Here is a 16,431-nt window from a genome sequence, read left to right on the forward strand (position 1 = left end):
AGCGAGTCAGGGAGACGAGCATATGGCAGAAATCGATACGAAAGCCTTCGAACAGGATCTGATCGACCGCGGCTATTCCCGCCGCCAGATGGGCAAGGTCGCGGCCTTGCTGGGCGCGGGCGCGGCCGCCCTGCGCGTCACCGGCGCCATGGCGCAGCAGGCGGCGAAGCCGGTGGAAGGCGCGGTGCGCATCGGCGCCAATGAATGCTGGACCGGCCCCTTCCCCGTCGCCGCCGAAGCCGCGTTCAAGCTGGTGCAGGAAGGCAATCGCTACGAACCGAATGACGAACATGCGAAGCTGTTCGCCGCCGTCGCCGCCGTGGAGGGCATCCCGGCCGACCGCATCACCGCCTGGCCGGGCTCCAGCGATCCGCTGAGCCGCGTCGCCGTCGCCTATGCATCGCCGACGCGCGGCATCGTCACCGGCAACCCTGCCTATGAGGCGATCTGGCGCACCGGCGACTGGCTGGGCGCGAAGGTGACGAAGGTGCCGCTCACCAAGGATTATGCCCATGACGTGAAGGCGATGCTGGCGGCCGATCCCAATGCGGGTGTCTATTATATCTGCTCGCCCAACAATCCGACCGGCACGATGACCCCGCTGGCCGACATCCAGTGGCTGGCCGACAACAAGCCGAAGGACGCGATCCTGGTCGTCGACGAAGCCTATATCCACTGGTTCGATGGTCCGAACGCCGCGAAGATGGCGGCCAGCCGCGACGACGTGCTGATCCTGCGCACCTTCTCCAAGCTGTTCGGCATGGCGGGCATGCGGCTGGGTCTCACCTTCGCCAGCCCCGCGATCATGGAAAAGATGATGCGCTATGACGGCGGGCAGGTGACCGCGATGCTGCCGATGACCGCCGTCGCCTGCGGGACCGTGTCGGTGGCGCAGGCCGACCTCATCAAGGCCCGCCGCGCGGAAATGGTCGCCAATCGCGAAATGGCCATCGCGCACCTCAGGAAGAAGGGGATCAAGGTCATCCCCGGCAGCCAGGCCAATATGTTCATGGTCGACTGGGGAAAGCCGGCCAAGGCCATGCAGGCTGCCATCCTTGCGGAAAAGGTGCAGATCGGGCGCAACTGGCCGATCTGGCCCAACGTGTCGCGCGTCTCCGTCGGCTCGGCCGATGAGATGAAGGCCTTCTGCGATGCCATCGACAAGGTTTGGAAAGCCTGATCCAGGTTAACGGCTCATAAAATTTCAGGAATCCGGAGGCGGCGCATTGTGGAAATGCGCCGCCTCCTTCGTTTCCCCCGGTGGAATATGCGCAGTTGATGGAACAACTAGGGGAACAGACGACATGACCATGATGTTGGAAAAGGACGCCCGCGAAGACCTGCTCGACCGGGGCTATTCCCGCCGCACGATCGGCAAGATTTCCGCTCTGATGGCGGCCGGGGCGGCTGCCGGCAACCTGTTGATCCAGCCCGCCCTCGCGCAGCAGCAGGCGGCGCGCGGGGTGAAGGGCGCGGTGCGCATCGGCGCCAACGAATGCTGGACGGGCCCGTTCGAACCGGGCGTTCAGGCCGCGGCCAGGGCCGCCGCCGTCGGCAACTGGTACGATCCCGACAATTACAAGGGCGACCTGATCGCCACCATCGCCAAGGTGGAGGGGATTCCGGAATCGCACATCATGCTGTGGCCGGGTTCGGGCGGGCCGCTGGTCAGCACGGTCGCGGCCTTCTGCTCGCCCACCAAGGGCCTCGTCACCGCCGATCCGACCTTCGAATCCGCCTGGCGCACCGCCGATTATCTGAAGGCCCCCATCGCCAAGGCTCCCCAGGCCATCGGCAAGGGGCACGATGTCAAGGCGATGCTGGCCGCCAATCCCAATGCCGGGCTCTATTATATCTGCACGCCCAACAATCCGACCGGCACCATCACGCCGCTGGCCGACATCGAATGGCTGCTGGCGAACAAGCCCAAGGATTCGTTCCTGCTGGTCGACGAAGCCTATATCCACTGGTTCGACGGCCCGAACGCCGCGAAGCTGGTGGCGGGTCGCAAGGACCTGATCGTCATGCGCACCTTCTCCAAGCTGTTCGGCATGGCGGGCGTGCGCCTCGGCCTGACCTTCGCGGACCCCGAAGTGCAGAAGCGCATCAGCCTGTTCGGCCCGACGGCGGGCGGTCTGTCGATCACCGCCATGGCCTGCGGCAATGCGGTCTATCCCGAAGCCGGCCTCATCAAGGCACGCCGCGCGGAAATGATCGCGAACCGCGAGGAAACCATCGCCTGGCTCACCAAGAAGGGCATAGAGGTGCACCCCGGCAGCGAGGCCAATATGTTCATGGTCGACTGGAAGACCAAGCCGGCCAAGGAGATGCAGGCCGCCCTGATCGCCACGCCGGAAAAGGTGCAGATCGGGCGCAACTGGCCGATCTGGCCCACCGTCTCGCGCGTGACAGTGGGTTCAGCCGACGACATGGCGAAGTTCCGCGCCGCGGTGGACAAGGTGTACAAGGCCTGATTTCCTTCCCCCGGGTCGCACAAAGGGCGTCCGGTATATCCGGGCGCCCTTCTTTCCATCCTTGGGCAATCCAAGGCATTTCCATCCCGTAGCCGGGAGGGCGATGTCCGCTCTGCGGCCCGACCTAGAGCCAATCGACATTCAGAAGATGACGAACCGAGCCGAAGGCCACCGAAGGTAAAATGGTGATTTTCCGTGACCCGGAGCGCAGCCTGCTCAAAGTAGGTGAGCACCGGAAGCACGGAAAAGCGTCATTTGCAGGCCGTCAGGGCTGAATGTCGATTGGCTCTAAGCCATGCCCGCCGAAGTCTCGCACAAAGCCCTGAACTGCTCGGCCATCTGGTCCCAGCCGGGGTGGAATCCCATCTCCTCATGCTTCGCCATCGCTCCGGCATCCCAATGCCGGGCCGTCGCGGTGAAGCGCGTCCCCTCCCCCTCCACGGCAAAGCTCCAGATCGCCGTCATGAAGGGCGTTTGCGGTATCCAGCCGGAGGCATAGGCGTCGGTCGTCACCACCTTCTCCTGCGGCACCACCTCCAGCACGATGCCTTCCATCGGCCCCGTGTCCTCGCCATTCGGGCCGAACATCCGCACCGCGCTCCGCCCGCCGGGCCGCAGATCCTCCTCGATCACCTCGGCGCGCCAGGGCTTCGGGCAGAACCATTGGTCCTTGAGGTCCGTCCATACCTTCCACACGATTTCGCGCGGGGCGGCGATGTGACAGGTCACCGATAGTTCGAATTCCGCCGCGCTCATGCCGGCCTCCCCTCGAAAGCCGCCTTCATCCGAGCGGTATCCAGCTTCTGCATGGTCATCATCTCGTTCATCATCCGCTGGATGCCCGGTCGGTCGCCGGTCTTGTAAAGGTCCATGATCTCCTGCGTCACCAGCTGCCAGGACAGGCCATATTTGTCCTTCAGCCAGCCGCACGGGCCCGGTGAACCGCCGTCGGCGGTCAGGGCATCGAAATAACGATCGATCTCCGCCTGATCCCGACAGGCGACGGACAGCGAGACCGCCTCTGTGAAAGGAAATTTCGGCCCCCCGTTCAGCGCCTGATAGCTTTCCCCGAACAGGGTGAATTCCACCAGCAGCACGTCCCCGCCCTTGAACGGACTGGGGCTGGGATTATCGTCGGGATAGCGGCTGATGAAATCCACCGATCCCCCGAACAGGGAGGTGTAGAAGCGCGCGGCCTCCTCCGCCTGCCCGTTATACCACAGGCAGGGTGAAATCTTCGACATGGTTCCTCTCCTTATGCCGTGCCGGATCGCATGCCCACCAGCGCGAACATCGCGCCCTGGGGGTCGGTCGCCTGGATGATCCAGGCCCCGCCCGGCACCTCCATCGGGCCGTTCAGCACGGTTCCGCCGCCGGCGTTCACCTTCTCCGTCGCGATGTCGATGTCCGGCACGACGAAGTAGAAGAGCCAGACCGGCACCGGCACCTCCGGGGGACGGGCCATGATGCCGCCCGTCATGCTCTGGAAATCGGTGCCGCCGGTCTGGGAGACGAGCTGATAGCTGCCCATTTCCCCCATATCCATCGCCTCGCCCTTCGCCCAGCCGAACTGCCCGGTGTAGAAGGCCAGGTCGGCGTCGAAAGCGCCGCTGTAAAGTTCATGCCAGCCGACATGACCGTTCGCCATTGGTGGCGCGGGCTCCATCCCGTCGGGACTGGACCCCTTGAGCAGCATGAACGCCGCCCCGCCCGGATCGCTCATCACCGCGAAGCGCCCGACGCCCGGAATGTCCTCCGGCGCGCGCTTCACGCTGCCGCCCGCCCCGGCCAGCCGCTTCGCATCCGCATCCACATCGGCCGAACCGACATAGCCACCCCACCAGGGCGACATGCCGCGATCCTTCGCTTCGGCCGGAATGGACATGATCCCGCCCATCGGCCCGGCGCTGCCCGACACGACATGATAGGGATCATCGGTCCGCTCCCCGCCAAAGGGTTGCGCGGTCCAGCCGACGATGTCGCCATAGAAGGCGATCGCCGCCTGCGGATCGCTGGTCATCAGTTCATACCAGAAGAATTTGCCGTTCAGGTCGGTCATTTCCAGCCTCCCTCAAGCCCAGTTTTCGATCCCCGCCCTCAGGCCCTTGCGTCGAGCAGCACCTCGAACCCGCCATAGATCAGCCGCGCACCGGCGAAAGGCATGTCTTCCCCTTCCTTCGGCTCCATCCGCGGATCGTTCATGACCTTCTCCGCCCCTGCATCGCGAGTCGCCTTGTCGGGCCATTCGATCCAGGAAAAGACGACCTCCTCATCCTCCTCCGCGATCACGGCGGTGCGGAAATCGTTGACCTTGCCTAGCTTGACGTCGTTCGCCCAGCATTCCACGACCCGCAGCGCGCCATGTTCGATGAAGATCGGCGCGGCATAGGCCGCCACTTCCCTGTACCGCTCCTTGTTGCCCTTGGGCACGGGGATCACGAAACCGTCCATATAGCTCATCGTTTCTCTCCTTAAGGAAAGGCGGAGTTCAGGCAGCGGCTTCCTTGTTCACCGCCAGCGCCGCTTCCATATCCATCCACGCCACTTCCCAGATATGGCCGTCCAGGTCGGCAAAGCTGCGGCCGTACATGAAGCCATGGTCCTGCCGGGGATTGGGCTCCGCACCGCCCGCCGCCAACGCCTTCTCCGTCGTCCGGTCGACATCGGCGCGGCTCGCCTCGCTAAGGGCAAGCAGCACCTGCGCCGTTTCATGCGCGTCCGGAATGCGACGCGGCGTGAAGCCGGCAAACCGCTCCCGCGTCAGCAGCATCACGTGGATATTGTCGGAAAAGCTCAGCATCTGCGCGCTGTCGTCCGCAAAATCATTGTTCCGGACCGCGCCCACCGCCTCGTAAAAGGCGATCGAGGCAGCCAGGTCCTTCACCGGCAGGTTGACGAAAATCATTTTCGGAGCGGGGGCGTTCGGCATCACACATCTCCTTGGGATCATCCTGGCCTGTGGCCTTTTCCCGACTCACCGGCTTGAACTTTATGCACTGGCAGATTATATTATACAACCTATAAGTTAGGAAAAATAACCAAGGACTTCCTCTCGTGAAAAAGCGGGCCTATCAGGATGGTTGTGCAACGGCCCATGCGCTGGACCTGATCGGGGATCGCTGGGCCATGCTGATCATGCGGGAATTGATGCTCGGTCCCAAGCGTTTCACCGATTTGCGCGCCAGCCTGCCCGGAATCAGCGCCAATGTGCTGACGCAAAGGCTAGAGGAGCTGGAAGCGGCCAGCATCCTCATCCGCCGCCGCCTGCCCCCGCCCGCCGCCAGCCAGATTTATGAGCTGACGGAATGGGGCCGCGAGTCGGAGATATTGTTCCAGGTGCTGGGACGCTGGGCATCCCGCTCTCCCACGATGCAGCCCGGCATGCCGATGAGCAATGCGTCGGTGATCCTGTCGATGCGCACGATGATCGACCGCGACCGCATAGGCGATCTGGACGCCACCATCGGCCTGCGCTTCGGGGAGGAGGAGTTCCGCCTGACCCTGAAGGATGGCGATTTCACCGCCGTGCGCGGCGAAGCGGGCGGTGCGGACGCGATCTTCTCCGGCGACCAAAATGGGCTGGCCGCCGTGATCTATGGCGGCCTGACGTTCGAGGACGTGGCCGACTCGCTTCAGGTGGAGGGGGACATGGCCCTTGCGGCACGCTTCGTCCGGCTCTTCCCCTTGCCGCCCAAGGCGCCTTCGACGGCCACGCCAGCGTCATGAGGCCCCATAATCCTCCCCATGCCGGGCATGGGGAGGATTCATCTCCGCTCAATGCCCGGCGTTCAAAATCCCGAACACCTGCTCAAACTCCCCGCGCCGCTCCGCTTCGCGCAGGAACTTCACCCGTTCGACGCAGATTTCCTCCAGCGGCGGCTGCTGCGCCAGCAGCCCCATGACTTCCGCTATGAATTCGTCCAGCGGCATCATCTGCGGATTTTCCGCATGGCCGGGCATCAGGTCGGTCTGCACTCCCGGCGGCGCCAGTTCGATCACCTCGACATTGCTGCCCCTGAGCTGATGCCGCATCGACTGCGACCAGCTATGGAGCGCCGCCTTGGTTGCGCTGTAGGTGGGAGTGGCCGCCAGCGGGACGAAGGCCAGACCCGACGTCACCGTCATCAGCGTCGCCGCCTCCAGCCCCAGCAGATGCGGCAGCAACGCATGGGTCAGGCGGATCGGCCCCAACAGGTTCGTGGCGACGGTGGCCTCCGCTATGGCAAGGTCGATCCGCTCCTCCACAACCATGATCCCGGCATTATGGATCACGACATTGAGCGCGGGGAAGTCCGCGACCAGCTTTCCGGCGAAGGCCGCGATCGCCGCCGCGTCCTCCATGTCGACGGTCAGGGCTGCCATGCCCGGATGCTCCGCCGCCACGGCGTCCAGCGCCGCCTGCCGCCGCCCGGCGATGATGACCTGATTGCCGGCCGCATGGAATTCATGCGCCAGCGCCGCGCCGATGCCGGAACCGCCGCCGGTGATGAGGATGGTGTTGCCGCTCTTACGCATGGTCTTCTCCTTTTGCGATGGTGTGACCGGCAATCTAGAGCTACACTCTCTTTTTGAAAGAAGGCACCGAAAAGTGCCATACGCACCAAGAGGTGAGAAATGGAAAATCCGTTGCAAAAACGTTTTGCCCCGGCTGAAATCGCCGAAGCGGAAGCCTTTATCGACACCAATCCCGAAGCGCCGCTGGACCCGCGGATCGAACGACTCGTCAACGATCTGATCGGCCGCGTCGCGGATAAATGGACGCTGCTGGTCCTCGAACTGCTGGAGGAAAGGGGCACGCTCCGCTTCACCCGCATTGCCGAACAGGTGGAAGGCATCAGCCAGAAGATGCTGACCCAGACATTGCGTCAGATGGAGCGCGACGGCCTCGTCATCCGCACCGTCCATCCCGTGGTGCCGCCGCGCGTCGAATATGCGCTGACGCCGCTCGGCAACAGTCTCAGCGCCGCTTTTTGCGGCGTCTGGGTCTGGGCGGAGCGCAATCTGGAAGCGGTGGAGGAAGCCCGCCGCCGTTTCGACACGCGCGACTGAGGGATTATTGCGCGGGAATGAAGGTTTCCCGCATGGGCGTCAGCGGGAATGTCGGCACCTCGACCCGCACCGGAGCGCCGGGCACCAGGGCCGACGGTTGCGTCCCCGGCGCACCGGGCGCAAAACCGGCCGCGATCTCCCTGGGTGGGGTCGGAGGCGGCGGCAGCGGCGTTGGCGACACCACCACGCTCACCGTCCCGCCGAAGCGCGACTGCCATTCGGCCAGCCGCCGCAGATAATCGGCATAGGCGGCGTAGAATTCCTGGAACGGCTTTTCCAATTGGGTGAGCGCTTCGGGCGCATAGGCCAGCAGCTGGTTCGACGGCATGGCCAGTATCTTCGCCCCCACCTCTATGGCCACGGGGCAGAAGCTCTTCGTCACCGGCGGCAGTGCAAAGAAATTATAGACGACGGTGTTGAGCAGTTCCCGCGCCTTCAGCCCGCCCTGACCGTAAGCGACATAATAATTACGGTCGACCGCCGCGTTCGCTTCGCGCAGGGCCGCCTCATGCACATGCAATATCCGGTTATACTGGATGCGCGCCGGTTCGTTCACGCCATGACAGGAAAGCGCCGCGACGTTCAGCGCCATGCGCACGTGCCACAGCGCCGTATTGGCCGTCACGCCGCGATTGGGCGTCAGATATTTGCCGTCCTCGCCCACTTCCGGAATGCCCATTTCCTCGACCGCCCCCATCGGCGGCAGGGGCTTTATCGTCGGCACCACCGGGGGTGGCGGCGTGGGCGGCGCCTTCCTCTCGGGCGTGGAACAGCCTGCGATCAGCGCGAGCGCGGTGACAGATGCAAACTCACAGAAACGGCGAACGACGGTACGCGGCGGCACCCTGGCATCCCTTTGATCATTATCCGGACGTCACAACTCATCGCAGAGCGAAGCGTTCCTGACGACCAAAGCGGGCTCGGCTCGTCCGGGGAGGGATTCGGTTCGTCCCATTTGTCCTGCGACGCGCACCTGCGAAGACAATGCGATATGCCCGGGGCGCGCTGCTTTAAATCGGACGCCGGTCGCGCGCTTCGATTTTCTGTTGCCGCATCCTTTGAAGCAGAAAACCGGTTCCCGCTTTTCTGCACGATACCCTAGATGCGCCGTTCCAGCGCCGCCGCCGCTTCGTCCATCAATTGCGCGATGATGTCGGCCACCGGCTCCTCCTTCGACACCATGCCCACCGACTGCCCGGCCATCAGCGAACCGCCCTCGACATCGCCGTCGATCACAGCGCGGCGAAGCGCACCCGCCCAATAATGTTCGATCTGAAGCTGCGCCTCGCCCATGTCGACCGCGCCGCTGTCGAGCAGATTGGCGACCTCCCGCTGCTTGGCCGTAAAGGCCTCGGTTCCCGCGTTTTTCAGCGCCCGCACGGGGATGACCGGCAGGCGCGGGTCGATCTGCACGCTGGCGATCGCATCGCGGGCCGATGCACGGAAAAAGGCCTTCTTGAAGTTCGGATGGGCGATGCTCTCGACCGCGCAGGCAAAGCGGGTGCCCAGCTGCACGCCCGCCGCGCCCATTTCCAGATAGCCGGCGATCAGTTCGCCACGCCCGATGCCGCCGGCGACGAAGACGGGAAGCTGCGACGCCATTTCCGGCAGGATTTCCTGCGCCAGCACGCTGGTCGACACCGGGCCGATATGTCCGCCCGCCTCCATGCCCTCGATCACCAGCGCATCCACGCCGGAACGCGCCAGCTTCTTGGCCAGCGCCAGCGCGGGAGCGAAGCAGATCAGCTTCGCGCCCTTCTCCTTGATCGCCTCGATACTGCCCTTGGGCGGCAGGCCGCCGGCGAGGACGACATGGCCGACCTCATGTTTCGCGCAAACCTCGATCAGCTCGAAAAGCTGCGGGTGCATGGTGATGAGGTTGACGCCGAAGGGCTTGCCCGTCAGCGCCTTGGTCGCCGCGATTTCCCTGTCGAGCAGCTCGGGAGTCATGGCACCGCAGGCGATCACGCCGAAGCCGCCCGCATTGGAGATGGCCGCAACCAGATTGCGCTCCGACACCCAGCTCATCGCCCCGCAGAGGATCGCAACCTCGCAGCCCAGAAATTCAGTGCCGCGAGCCATCAGGGAAGCGAGTTTGGCGTTGGTCATGTTCAAGCCCTTAGAATCATAAAGCCCCTCCCCTTCAGGGGAGGGGTTGGGGTGGGGGTTCTCCCCACGCGCTATTTTGTGGGGCGTTCCCCACCCCCGGCCCCTCCCCTGAAGGGGAGGGGAGAAAAGGTCAAGCGACCGGTGCGTCCAGGCCATAGGCCGTGTGCAGCACACGCACCGCCAGTTCGGTCTCATCCTCGTCGATCAGCACCGAAACCTTGATCTCGCTGGTCGAGATGGCGAGGATATTGATGCCGCGATCGGCCAGCGACTTGAACATGGTGCTGGCGACGCCCGCATGGCTCTTCATGCCGACGCCGACGACCGACACCTTCGCCACCTTCGTATCCGGGATCACCCGGTTGAAGCCGATCACGTCCTTCTGGCTTTCCAGCACGTCCAGCGCCCGTGCAAGATCCGCGCCCGGCACGGTGAAGGTCACGTCCGTCTCGCCCTTGTCGCGGCCGACATTCTGGATGATCATGTCCACGTTGATCGCGGCGTCGGCCAGCGGCCCGAAGATGTGCGCCACCGCGCCCGGACGGTCCGGCACGCGGGTCAGGGTGATCTTCGCCTCATTCTTGTCATGGGCGATGCCGGTGATGAGCTGACGTTCCATCTTGTCTTCCTTGAGCTTGGCTTCCAGTTCCTCTTCGCTGACGATCAGCGTGCCGGGGAGGTCGTCCTGGGTGGGATCATCGAAGGAGGAAAGCACCTGCACGACCACGCCTTCCTTCATGGCGAGGCCGACCGAGCGGGTCTGGAGCACCTTGGCGCCGACCGAAGCCAGTTCCAGCATTTCCTCATAGGTAACGAGGTCGAGCTTGCGCGCCCGCGCCACGATGCGGGGATCGGTGGTGTAGACGCCGTCGACGTCGGTATAGATGTCGCAGCGGTCCGCCTTCACCGCCGCCGCGACGGCAACGGCCGAGGTATCGGACCCGCCGCGGCCGAGGGTGGAGATGCGGCCATCCTCCATCATGCCCTGAAAGCCGGGGATGACCGCCACCGTGCCCGACCGCATCGACGCCAGCAGGTCGATCGTGTCGATGTCCCCGATGCGCGCCTTGGCATGGGCTTCGTTGGTGCGGATCGGAAGCTGCCAGCCGAGCCAGCTCCGCGCATCCACGCCCATCGCCTTCAGCGTCATGGCGAGCAGGCCGCTCGTCACCTGTTCGCCGGAAGCAACGACGACATCATATTCCGCCGGATCGTAGAGCGGCGAGGCTTCCTTGCAGAAACCCACCAGCCGGTCGGTCTCCCCCGCCATGGCGGATACGACGACGGCGACCTCATGCCCCTGTTCGACGACATGTTTGACCCGTGCGGCGACGTTGCGAATTCGCTCCATCCCCGCCATGGAGGTGCCGCCGAATTTCATCACGATGCGCGCCATTTGCCTGTCGAACCCGCCTGCTGAAAAGAAATAAAATGCCCCGGAGGGGCGCGAAAACGGCGCTCCTATTAGCAGCAGCGGCGAATATGGCAAGCAAAGCGACAGAGTAGCGGGAGCAGCGGAAGGAACCGACCCGCCTGCCGGTCATTGCCCGTCCGGGGACCAGGAACGGAGGATGCGATGGAAAGCAGCTTATGGGCGATGGTGACGATCGGCGGGCCGATCCTGCTCGGGATCGTGCTGATTTTCGTGATGCTCAGCAACCGCAGGCACCGGACGCCGGAAGAGATGCGCCGCACCGAGGATGCGACGCGGGACCTCTACCGTCGCCTCGACCAGGAGGACAAGGCGCGCGAATTCGGATCGGCGGCGCCGGGCAATGCAAGACAGGCCGAAAAACAGCCATAGCCTGCACCCCCGGACACTGGTAGCAGGATGCCATGGAGAATATTGCGTCCAGCACCATCGACCCGCGTGAAGCCGCCCATTTCGGCACCATGGCCGCCGACTGGTGGAATCCCCATGGCAGCAGCGCCATGCTGCACAAGCTCAATCCGGTCCGGCTGCGCTATATTCGCGATGCCGTCGACCGGCATTGGCCGGGGCGGAGCCATGATTTCCGCCCGCTCGCGGGCCGGCGCGCCCTGGACGTCGGCTGCGGCGCCGGCCTGCTGGCCGAACCGCTGGCGCGCCTGGGCGCTAGCCTGACCGCGCTGGACGCGGCGGAGGAGAATATCGCCGTGGCGCGCAACCATGCCGCGGGGCAAGGCCTCGCCATCGACTATCGCGCCACGCCGGTGGAACGACTGGAGGAAACAGGTTTCGACCTCGTCACCTGCATGGAGGTGATCGAACATGTGGCGGACCCGGCAGCCTTCGTCGCCGCGCTGGCGGAAAAGATGGCCCCGGACGGCCTGCTGATCCTTTCTACGCCCAACCGCACCCCCCTCTCCCGCCTTGCCATGATCACCATCGGGGAAAGCATCGGCGGCATCCCCAAGGGCACGCATGACTGGCACAAATTCCTCAATCCCGAGGAACTTGCGAAGCTGCTGGAGAATGCGGGACTGGAGGTGATCGACAGCAGCGGGCTCAGCTTCTCACCGGCCAGGGGCTTCATCCTTTCGCCCAACAAGGCGATCAACTATCTGCTGACCGCCCAGCACCGGCAGGGCTGATGGCGATGGCGGTCGATCCCCGCATCGACGCCTACATCGCCGGGCAGGCCGATTTCGCTCAGCCGATCCTCCGCCATTTGCGCGGTCTGATCCACGCGGCATCGCCCGACATTGCGGAAACCGTCAAATGGGGCATGCCCTTCTTCACCTATCGGGACAAAAACCTCTGCAACATGGCCGGCTTCCAGCGGCATGTCGCCTTCGGCTTCTGGCATGACAAGGTTGCGCCGGACGGCAGCCGTGGCGAAGCCATGGGCCAGTTCGGCCGGATTCGACGCCTGCACGATCTGCCGGACGATGCCATGATCGCAGCTCTTTTGAGGAAAGCCATGGCGTTGATAGAGGCCGGCGACGAGCCACGCAGCGGCGTGAAGAGGCCTCGCGCACCGCTTCCCCTGCATCCCGCTTTCTCAGCGGCCCTCAACGCCGATCCTGCCGCCGCGGCAACATGGGCAGGCTTCCCGCCCGGCAAGATTCGCGACTATTGCGAGTGATCAACGATGCGCGAACGGATGCCACCCGCGACAGGCGCATCGCACAGGCGGTCGAATGGATCGCGGCGGGCAAGGGCCGCAACTGGAAATATGAAAAACGCTGAGAAGCGGTGGGCCGGGGATGGAGACTGGAGGAACGCAGCGGGGACTGAAAAAGCGTTCCGGGGCTCGCATTTCCCCGTGCCGCGCTCCCCAAAGGCGCGGCACCCATGACACCCTCAACTCACCGGCTTCGCCACAGCCACCATCGTCGGCTGGGCATCCGACACGGCATCCTTCGGCGCCACATCGCCAGCCGGAGTCTTGAGGCTCGCAGCAGCCGATTGTAGCGCAATGGCCGCCGCCTCCAGCGCTGCGACCGCCGATTGCGGCGTGACTGCGGGCGGTGCCGCTTCCGCCACGGCAACCGGCGTCGCGGGTTCCGCTACCGGCGGCGGCGCGGCCAAAGGCGCCGCAGCAGCCGTCTTCAGTTCACAGACATCGCCCACGCCAGCCGGCTTTTCCGAAAAATTCCGCGCCAACACAGGCAGTTCGTCCTGACCGGCGTTGGTGGCCAACGTCATCAGCGTGTCGGCCATTTGACAGAAACCCGCCGATTGCACGCCATCCGTATGACTGTTGGCCATTTTCGTGATGAAGTCGTCATAGGCACGTTGCCCGTCGGCAATGCCGTTTTCACGCATGAAACGCAGTTTCAATGCATTATTATATTTGTCCGCATTTCCCATCCTCTCATAGAATTTATCGTATTTCGCGGTGATTTCGCTATTGGTCGATCGGCATTTCAGCGATCCCAGCATCAACATGATCTGAAGATCTCTGACACGCGCCGCCTCTATTTCATAAGGCTGCCAGCACTGTACCTCCCCCGCGGACGCAGCGCCGCCGAAAAAGAGCGCAACGATACAACTGGCGGCACGCGCCGCCATCCTCAACCTGGACATGATGGACCTCGCAGAATCTCCGACCCCGCAAATCAAACATTAACATTTTGCCATAAAAATGCCATTAATTTTTATTTGACAGTGACATTTATGACGCATCCGGAAACATCGCGGATTGACGTCCTTTCCCTGATTTTATGACCGTTGCACCGGGTTATCCATGCGGATATTTCAGTTCCGGCATTGGCTATGCCGTCACGGCGTCGGCCCGCGCGATCAGCGCCCTCGCCTCCTCGACATGCATGCTTTCGATCATTCGCCCCTCGAACCGCTCGGCCCCGCCCGTCGCCGCCTCGACCAGCCGCCGTGCATCGGCGACGGCCTGGGGGTCGGGACCGAACACCTGATTGGCGACCGGCACCTGGCTCGGATGGATCAGCGTCTTGCCGTCGAAGCCCAGCGCATGCCCCGCCGCGCACTCGCTTTCGAAACCCGCTTCATCGTCCAGCCGGTTGAAGACGCCATCGAACACGGCGATCCCCGCCGCTCGCGCCGCCAGGATGACGGATTGCAGGGACAGGGCCAGTCCTTCCCGCCCGGCCGACGGCGGTATCCCCAAATCCTGCCGCAGATCGTTATTCCCCATGAACAGCCCCGCGCAGCCCTCCGCCGCCGCGATCGCCTGCGCCGCCAGCACGCCCGTCGCGCTCTCGATCATCGCGATCACCGGCTTGTGGCAGACGCTGAACACATCCTTCACCTGGCGGGGATTTTCCACCTTGGGCAGCACCACATAATCCGCGGCCGATGCCTTGAGCGCGACCATCTCCCGCCCATGAGAGGGCGCGCCCTCGACATTGATGCGCACTGCCGAGAGACGACTGCCAAATCCCTCCGCAACCGCTTCGACCGCAGTGGCCAGCGCTTCTTCCTTGCGGCCGTCGGGCACCGCATCCTCCAGATCCAGTATCACCATGTCGCAGGACAGCGTCCGTGCCTTGGCAATGGCGCGCGGGTTGGACGCGGGAAGAAACAGCAGCGATCGGGCGTGGCGCAACAACATGATGGAACTCCTATCACTTTGCCTTTTCCCATTCATGATTTCGCGTCATAGTCCAAGCGGATTTCGGGGGAGAGGCAGAGATGCTGGCGACATTCGCGCTGACGGTGACATTATTGGTGCTGTTCTACCTGGCGGTGAGCGTCAAGGTCGTGCGCCAGGGCTATCAATATACCATCGAACGCTTCGGCCGCTTCACCGAAGTCGCGCGCCCCGGCCTGAATTTCTACCCCGCCTTCTTCTACGCCGTCGGGCGGAAGATCAACATGATGGAACAGGTGGTCGACATTCCGGGGCAGGAGATCATCACCAAGGACAACGCCATGGTCTCGGTCGACGGCGTCGTGTTCTTCCAGGTGCTGGACGCGGCCAAGGCGGCCTATGAAGTGTCGGAACTCTATGTCGCGATCATGCAGCTCGCGACCACCAACCTGCGCACGGTCATGGGGTCGATGGACCTGGACGAAACCCTGTCCAAGCGCGACGAGATCAACGCCCGCCTGCTCTCGGTGGTCGACCACGCCACCAATGCATGGGGCATCAAGATCACCCGCGTGGAACTCAAGGACATCCGCCCGCCCGCCGACATCGTCAACGCCATGGGCCGCCAGATGAAGGCCGAACGCGAGAAGCGCGCCCTGATCCTCGAATCGGAGGGGCTGCGCGCATCGGAAATCCTGAAGGCCGAAGGGCAGAAGCAAAGCCAGATCCTGGAAGCGGAGGGCCGCCGCGAAGCCGCCTTCCGCGACGCCGAAGCCCGCGAGCGCGAGGCGGAGGCCGAAGCCAAGGCAACGCAGATGGTTTCCGAAGCCATCGCCAGCGGCAACGCGCAGGCGATCAACTATTTCGTCGCCCAGAAATATGTCGAGGCGGTGAGCCAGTTCGCCACCTCCCCCAACGCCAAGACGATCCTTTTCCCGGTGGAGGCGACTCAGCTGATCGGCACATTGGGCGGCATCGGCGCGCTGGCCAGGGAGGCTCTGGGAGACGCCGCGCCTCCACCGCCGCCCCCTGCCCCGTCGCGGCGCGGTCCGTTCGGACAGGGGCAGGCATGACCGACTGGCTCGCCATGCTGGACGACCATTGGGGCTGGCTGGTCTTCGCCGCGCTGCTCGCCATGGGTGAAGTGGTGATACCGGGCGTATTCCTGATCTGGGTCGCGCTGGCGGCCGCGCTGACCGGTCTGGTCGCCCTCGCCTTTCCGGTCTCCATCCCGCTTCAGTTGCTGCTTTTCGCGGGCCTTTGCCTGCTGTCGGTCTGGGGCGGGCGACGCTGGTACACCGCAAATCCGGTGGACTCGCAAGACCCGCTCCTCAACGACCGCACCGCCCGGCTGGTGGGAGAGGTCGTCACCGTCGTCGAACCCATCGACAATGGCCGGGGCCGGGTGAAGGTGGGCGACAGCGTCTGGTCGTGCAGAGGCCCTGACTCGCCAGTCGGTGCAAGAATGAGAGTGACGGGCGCGGAAGCTGCGGTGCTGACCGTGGAACCGGCTTGATGGCGATAACCCAAGTTGCGGATCGCATCGAGGATGTTCTGAAGGCGAACCATCCCGGCGGTTGAGATCACCAAAGACAAGCTTGGTCGCCGCGCGGGAAACAGATGTTCAGCCACGAAGCCCCAAGATGAAGCGCTTCTCTCTTCCCAACAACCGACCTCTGAAAAGCCATCGCTCCACGCCGTTCAGGCGGATCTCCGACAGAGGACGACAATATCGACAGCAAGCCGCAGTCGCCCGAACTGCTTCGGCATTTGGCGCCGTTGCGGAAAAGCGCTCGATCATCTCT

The 16,431-nt window shown here is 64.0% G+C and carries 19 protein-coding genes and 1 pseudogene; 9 read left to right on the forward strand and 11 right to left on the reverse strand.

The window, feature by feature from the left end:
• Window positions 1–22: 22 nt before the first annotated feature.
• A complete protein-coding gene (locus LDB29_RS12170) occupies window positions 23–1,180 on the forward strand; it encodes a pyridoxal phosphate-dependent aminotransferase (protein ID WP_025549721.1) in 1,158 nt (385 codons plus the stop codon).
• 124 nt (window positions 1,181–1,304) lie between these two features.
• Window positions 1,305–2,474 carry a pyridoxal phosphate-dependent aminotransferase gene (locus LDB29_RS12175; RefSeq protein WP_044660047.1) on the forward strand — a complete coding sequence of 390 codons (1,170 nt, stop codon included), beginning with the start codon at window positions 1,305–1,307 and terminating at the stop codon, window positions 2,472–2,474.
• A gap of 288 nt (window positions 2,475–2,762) precedes the next feature.
• Here LDB29_RS12175 and LDB29_RS12180 read toward each other — a convergent pair whose 3' ends face one another.
• The 5 genes from LDB29_RS12180 to LDB29_RS12200 are packed head-to-tail and all read right to left on the reverse strand — an operon-like array spanning window position 2,763 to window position 5,403.
• Window positions 2,763–3,230, reverse strand: a complete 468-nt coding sequence (locus LDB29_RS12180) for an SRPBCC domain-containing protein (RefSeq protein ID WP_025552103.1) — start codon at window positions 3,228–3,230, stop codon at window positions 2,763–2,765.
• Window positions 3,227–3,718, reverse strand: a complete 492-nt coding sequence (locus tag LDB29_RS12185; protein ID WP_025552101.1) for a VOC family protein — start codon at window positions 3,716–3,718, stop codon at window positions 3,227–3,229. Before LDB29_RS12185 ends, LDB29_RS12180 begins: the two co-directional genes overlap by 4 nt.
• A gap of 11 nt (window positions 3,719–3,729) precedes the next feature.
• The gene (locus tag LDB29_RS12190) at window positions 3,730–4,533 is read right to left on the reverse strand and encodes a VOC family protein (protein WP_025552099.1); all 804 of its coding nucleotides are present in this window, start codon (window positions 4,531–4,533) and stop codon (window positions 3,730–3,732) included.
• Between the two features lie 38 nt (window positions 4,534–4,571).
• The gene (locus tag LDB29_RS12195; protein WP_025552097.1) at window positions 4,572–4,934 is read right to left on the reverse strand and encodes a DUF1428 domain-containing protein; all 363 of its coding nucleotides are present in this window, start codon (window positions 4,932–4,934) and stop codon (window positions 4,572–4,574) included.
• A 28-nt stretch (window positions 4,935–4,962) separates the two neighbouring features.
• On the reverse strand, window positions 4,963–5,403 hold the full coding sequence (locus LDB29_RS12200; RefSeq protein ID WP_025552095.1) for a VOC family protein: 441 nt from the start codon (window positions 5,401–5,403) through the stop codon (window positions 4,963–4,965).
• A 125-nt stretch (window positions 5,404–5,528) separates the two neighbouring features.
• Between LDB29_RS12200 and LDB29_RS12205 the strand changes: the two genes are divergently transcribed.
• Window positions 5,529–6,200 carry a helix-turn-helix domain-containing protein gene (locus tag LDB29_RS12205; RefSeq protein WP_025552093.1) on the forward strand — a complete coding sequence of 224 codons (672 nt, stop codon included), beginning with the start codon at window positions 5,529–5,531 and terminating at the stop codon, window positions 6,198–6,200.
• Between the two features lie 48 nt (window positions 6,201–6,248).
• On the opposite strand, the gene LDB29_RS12210 is transcribed toward LDB29_RS12205, so the two are convergent.
• On the reverse strand, window positions 6,249–6,989 hold the full coding sequence (locus LDB29_RS12210; protein ID WP_025552092.1) for an SDR family oxidoreductase: 741 nt from the start codon (window positions 6,987–6,989) through the stop codon (window positions 6,249–6,251).
• Window positions 6,990–7,088: 99 nt separating this feature from the next.
• On the opposite strand from LDB29_RS12210, the gene LDB29_RS12215 reads away from it, so the two are divergent.
• Window positions 7,089–7,523 carry a helix-turn-helix domain-containing protein gene (locus LDB29_RS12215; RefSeq protein ID WP_025552091.1) on the forward strand — a complete coding sequence of 145 codons (435 nt, stop codon included), beginning with the start codon at window positions 7,089–7,091 and terminating at the stop codon, window positions 7,521–7,523.
• Between the two features lie 4 nt (window positions 7,524–7,527).
• Here LDB29_RS12215 and LDB29_RS12220 read toward each other — a convergent pair whose 3' ends face one another.
• The 3 genes from LDB29_RS12220 to LDB29_RS12230 form a co-directional block, all read right to left on the reverse strand.
• Window positions 7,528–8,367: a hypothetical protein gene (locus LDB29_RS12220; protein ID WP_025552089.1), complete on the reverse strand. Its 840-nt coding sequence runs from the start codon at window positions 8,365–8,367 to the stop codon at window positions 7,528–7,530.
• 254 nt (window positions 8,368–8,621) lie between these two features.
• Entirely contained in the window at window positions 8,622–9,632 is a 1,011-nt protein-coding gene (locus tag LDB29_RS12225; RefSeq protein ID WP_025552087.1) for a nitronate monooxygenase family protein, read from the reverse strand.
• Window positions 9,633–9,762: 130 nt separating this feature from the next.
• Window positions 9,763–11,028 carry an aspartate kinase gene (locus tag LDB29_RS12230; protein WP_025551431.1) on the reverse strand — a complete coding sequence of 422 codons (1,266 nt, stop codon included), beginning with the start codon at window positions 11,026–11,028 and terminating at the stop codon, window positions 9,763–9,765.
• Window positions 11,029–11,208: 180 nt separating this feature from the next.
• Between LDB29_RS12230 and LDB29_RS12235 the strand changes: the two genes are divergently transcribed.
• The 3 genes and pseudogenes from LDB29_RS12235 (at window position 11,209) to LDB29_RS12245 (ending at window position 12,804) form a co-directional block, all read left to right on the forward strand.
• The gene (locus LDB29_RS12235) at window positions 11,209–11,436 is read left to right on the forward strand and encodes a hypothetical protein (RefSeq protein WP_044660055.1); all 228 of its coding nucleotides are present in this window, start codon (window positions 11,209–11,211) and stop codon (window positions 11,434–11,436) included.
• A gap of 32 nt (window positions 11,437–11,468) precedes the next feature.
• Window positions 11,469–12,206, forward strand: coding sequence for a bifunctional 2-polyprenyl-6-hydroxyphenol methylase/3-demethylubiquinol 3-O-methyltransferase UbiG (gene ubiG / locus LDB29_RS12240; protein ID WP_025551427.1), 738 nt, complete (start codon window positions 11,469–11,471; stop codon window positions 12,204–12,206).
• A gap of 5 nt (window positions 12,207–12,211) precedes the next feature.
• Window positions 12,212–12,804, forward strand: a pseudogene (locus LDB29_RS12245) (YdeI/OmpD-associated family protein).
• A 114-nt stretch (window positions 12,805–12,918) separates the two neighbouring features.
• On the opposite strand, the gene LDB29_RS12250 reads toward LDB29_RS12245, so the two are convergent.
• Window positions 12,919–13,644 carry a hypothetical protein gene (locus LDB29_RS12250; RefSeq protein ID WP_257554272.1) on the reverse strand — a complete coding sequence of 242 codons (726 nt, stop codon included), beginning with the start codon at window positions 13,642–13,644 and terminating at the stop codon, window positions 12,919–12,921.
• Window positions 13,645–13,831: 187 nt separating this feature from the next.
• Window positions 13,832–14,647 carry a CoA ester lyase gene (locus LDB29_RS12255; protein WP_025551425.1) on the reverse strand — a complete coding sequence of 272 codons (816 nt, stop codon included), beginning with the start codon at window positions 14,645–14,647 and terminating at the stop codon, window positions 13,832–13,834.
• A gap of 80 nt (window positions 14,648–14,727) precedes the next feature.
• Between LDB29_RS12255 and LDB29_RS12260 the strand changes: the two genes are divergently transcribed.
• Both LDB29_RS12260 and LDB29_RS12265 read left to right on the forward strand, forming a co-directional pair.
• Window positions 14,728–15,699: an SPFH domain-containing protein gene (locus LDB29_RS12260; protein WP_025551423.1), complete on the forward strand. Its 972-nt coding sequence runs from the start codon at window positions 14,728–14,730 to the stop codon at window positions 15,697–15,699.
• Window positions 15,696–16,142 carry an NfeD family protein gene (locus LDB29_RS12265; RefSeq protein WP_025551422.1) on the forward strand — a complete coding sequence of 149 codons (447 nt, stop codon included), beginning with the start codon at window positions 15,696–15,698 and terminating at the stop codon, window positions 16,140–16,142. The genes LDB29_RS12260 and LDB29_RS12265 overlap by 4 nt, the downstream gene beginning before the upstream one ends.
• The last annotated feature ends 289 nt before the right edge of the window (window positions 16,143–16,431 follow it).

Origin of the sequence: Sphingobium sp. CFD-2 (genome assembly GCF_024611135.1) — a bacterium.
In the GTDB taxonomy this organism is placed as follows: domain Bacteria; phylum Pseudomonadota; class Alphaproteobacteria; order Sphingomonadales; family Sphingomonadaceae; genus Sphingobium; species Sphingobium fuliginis.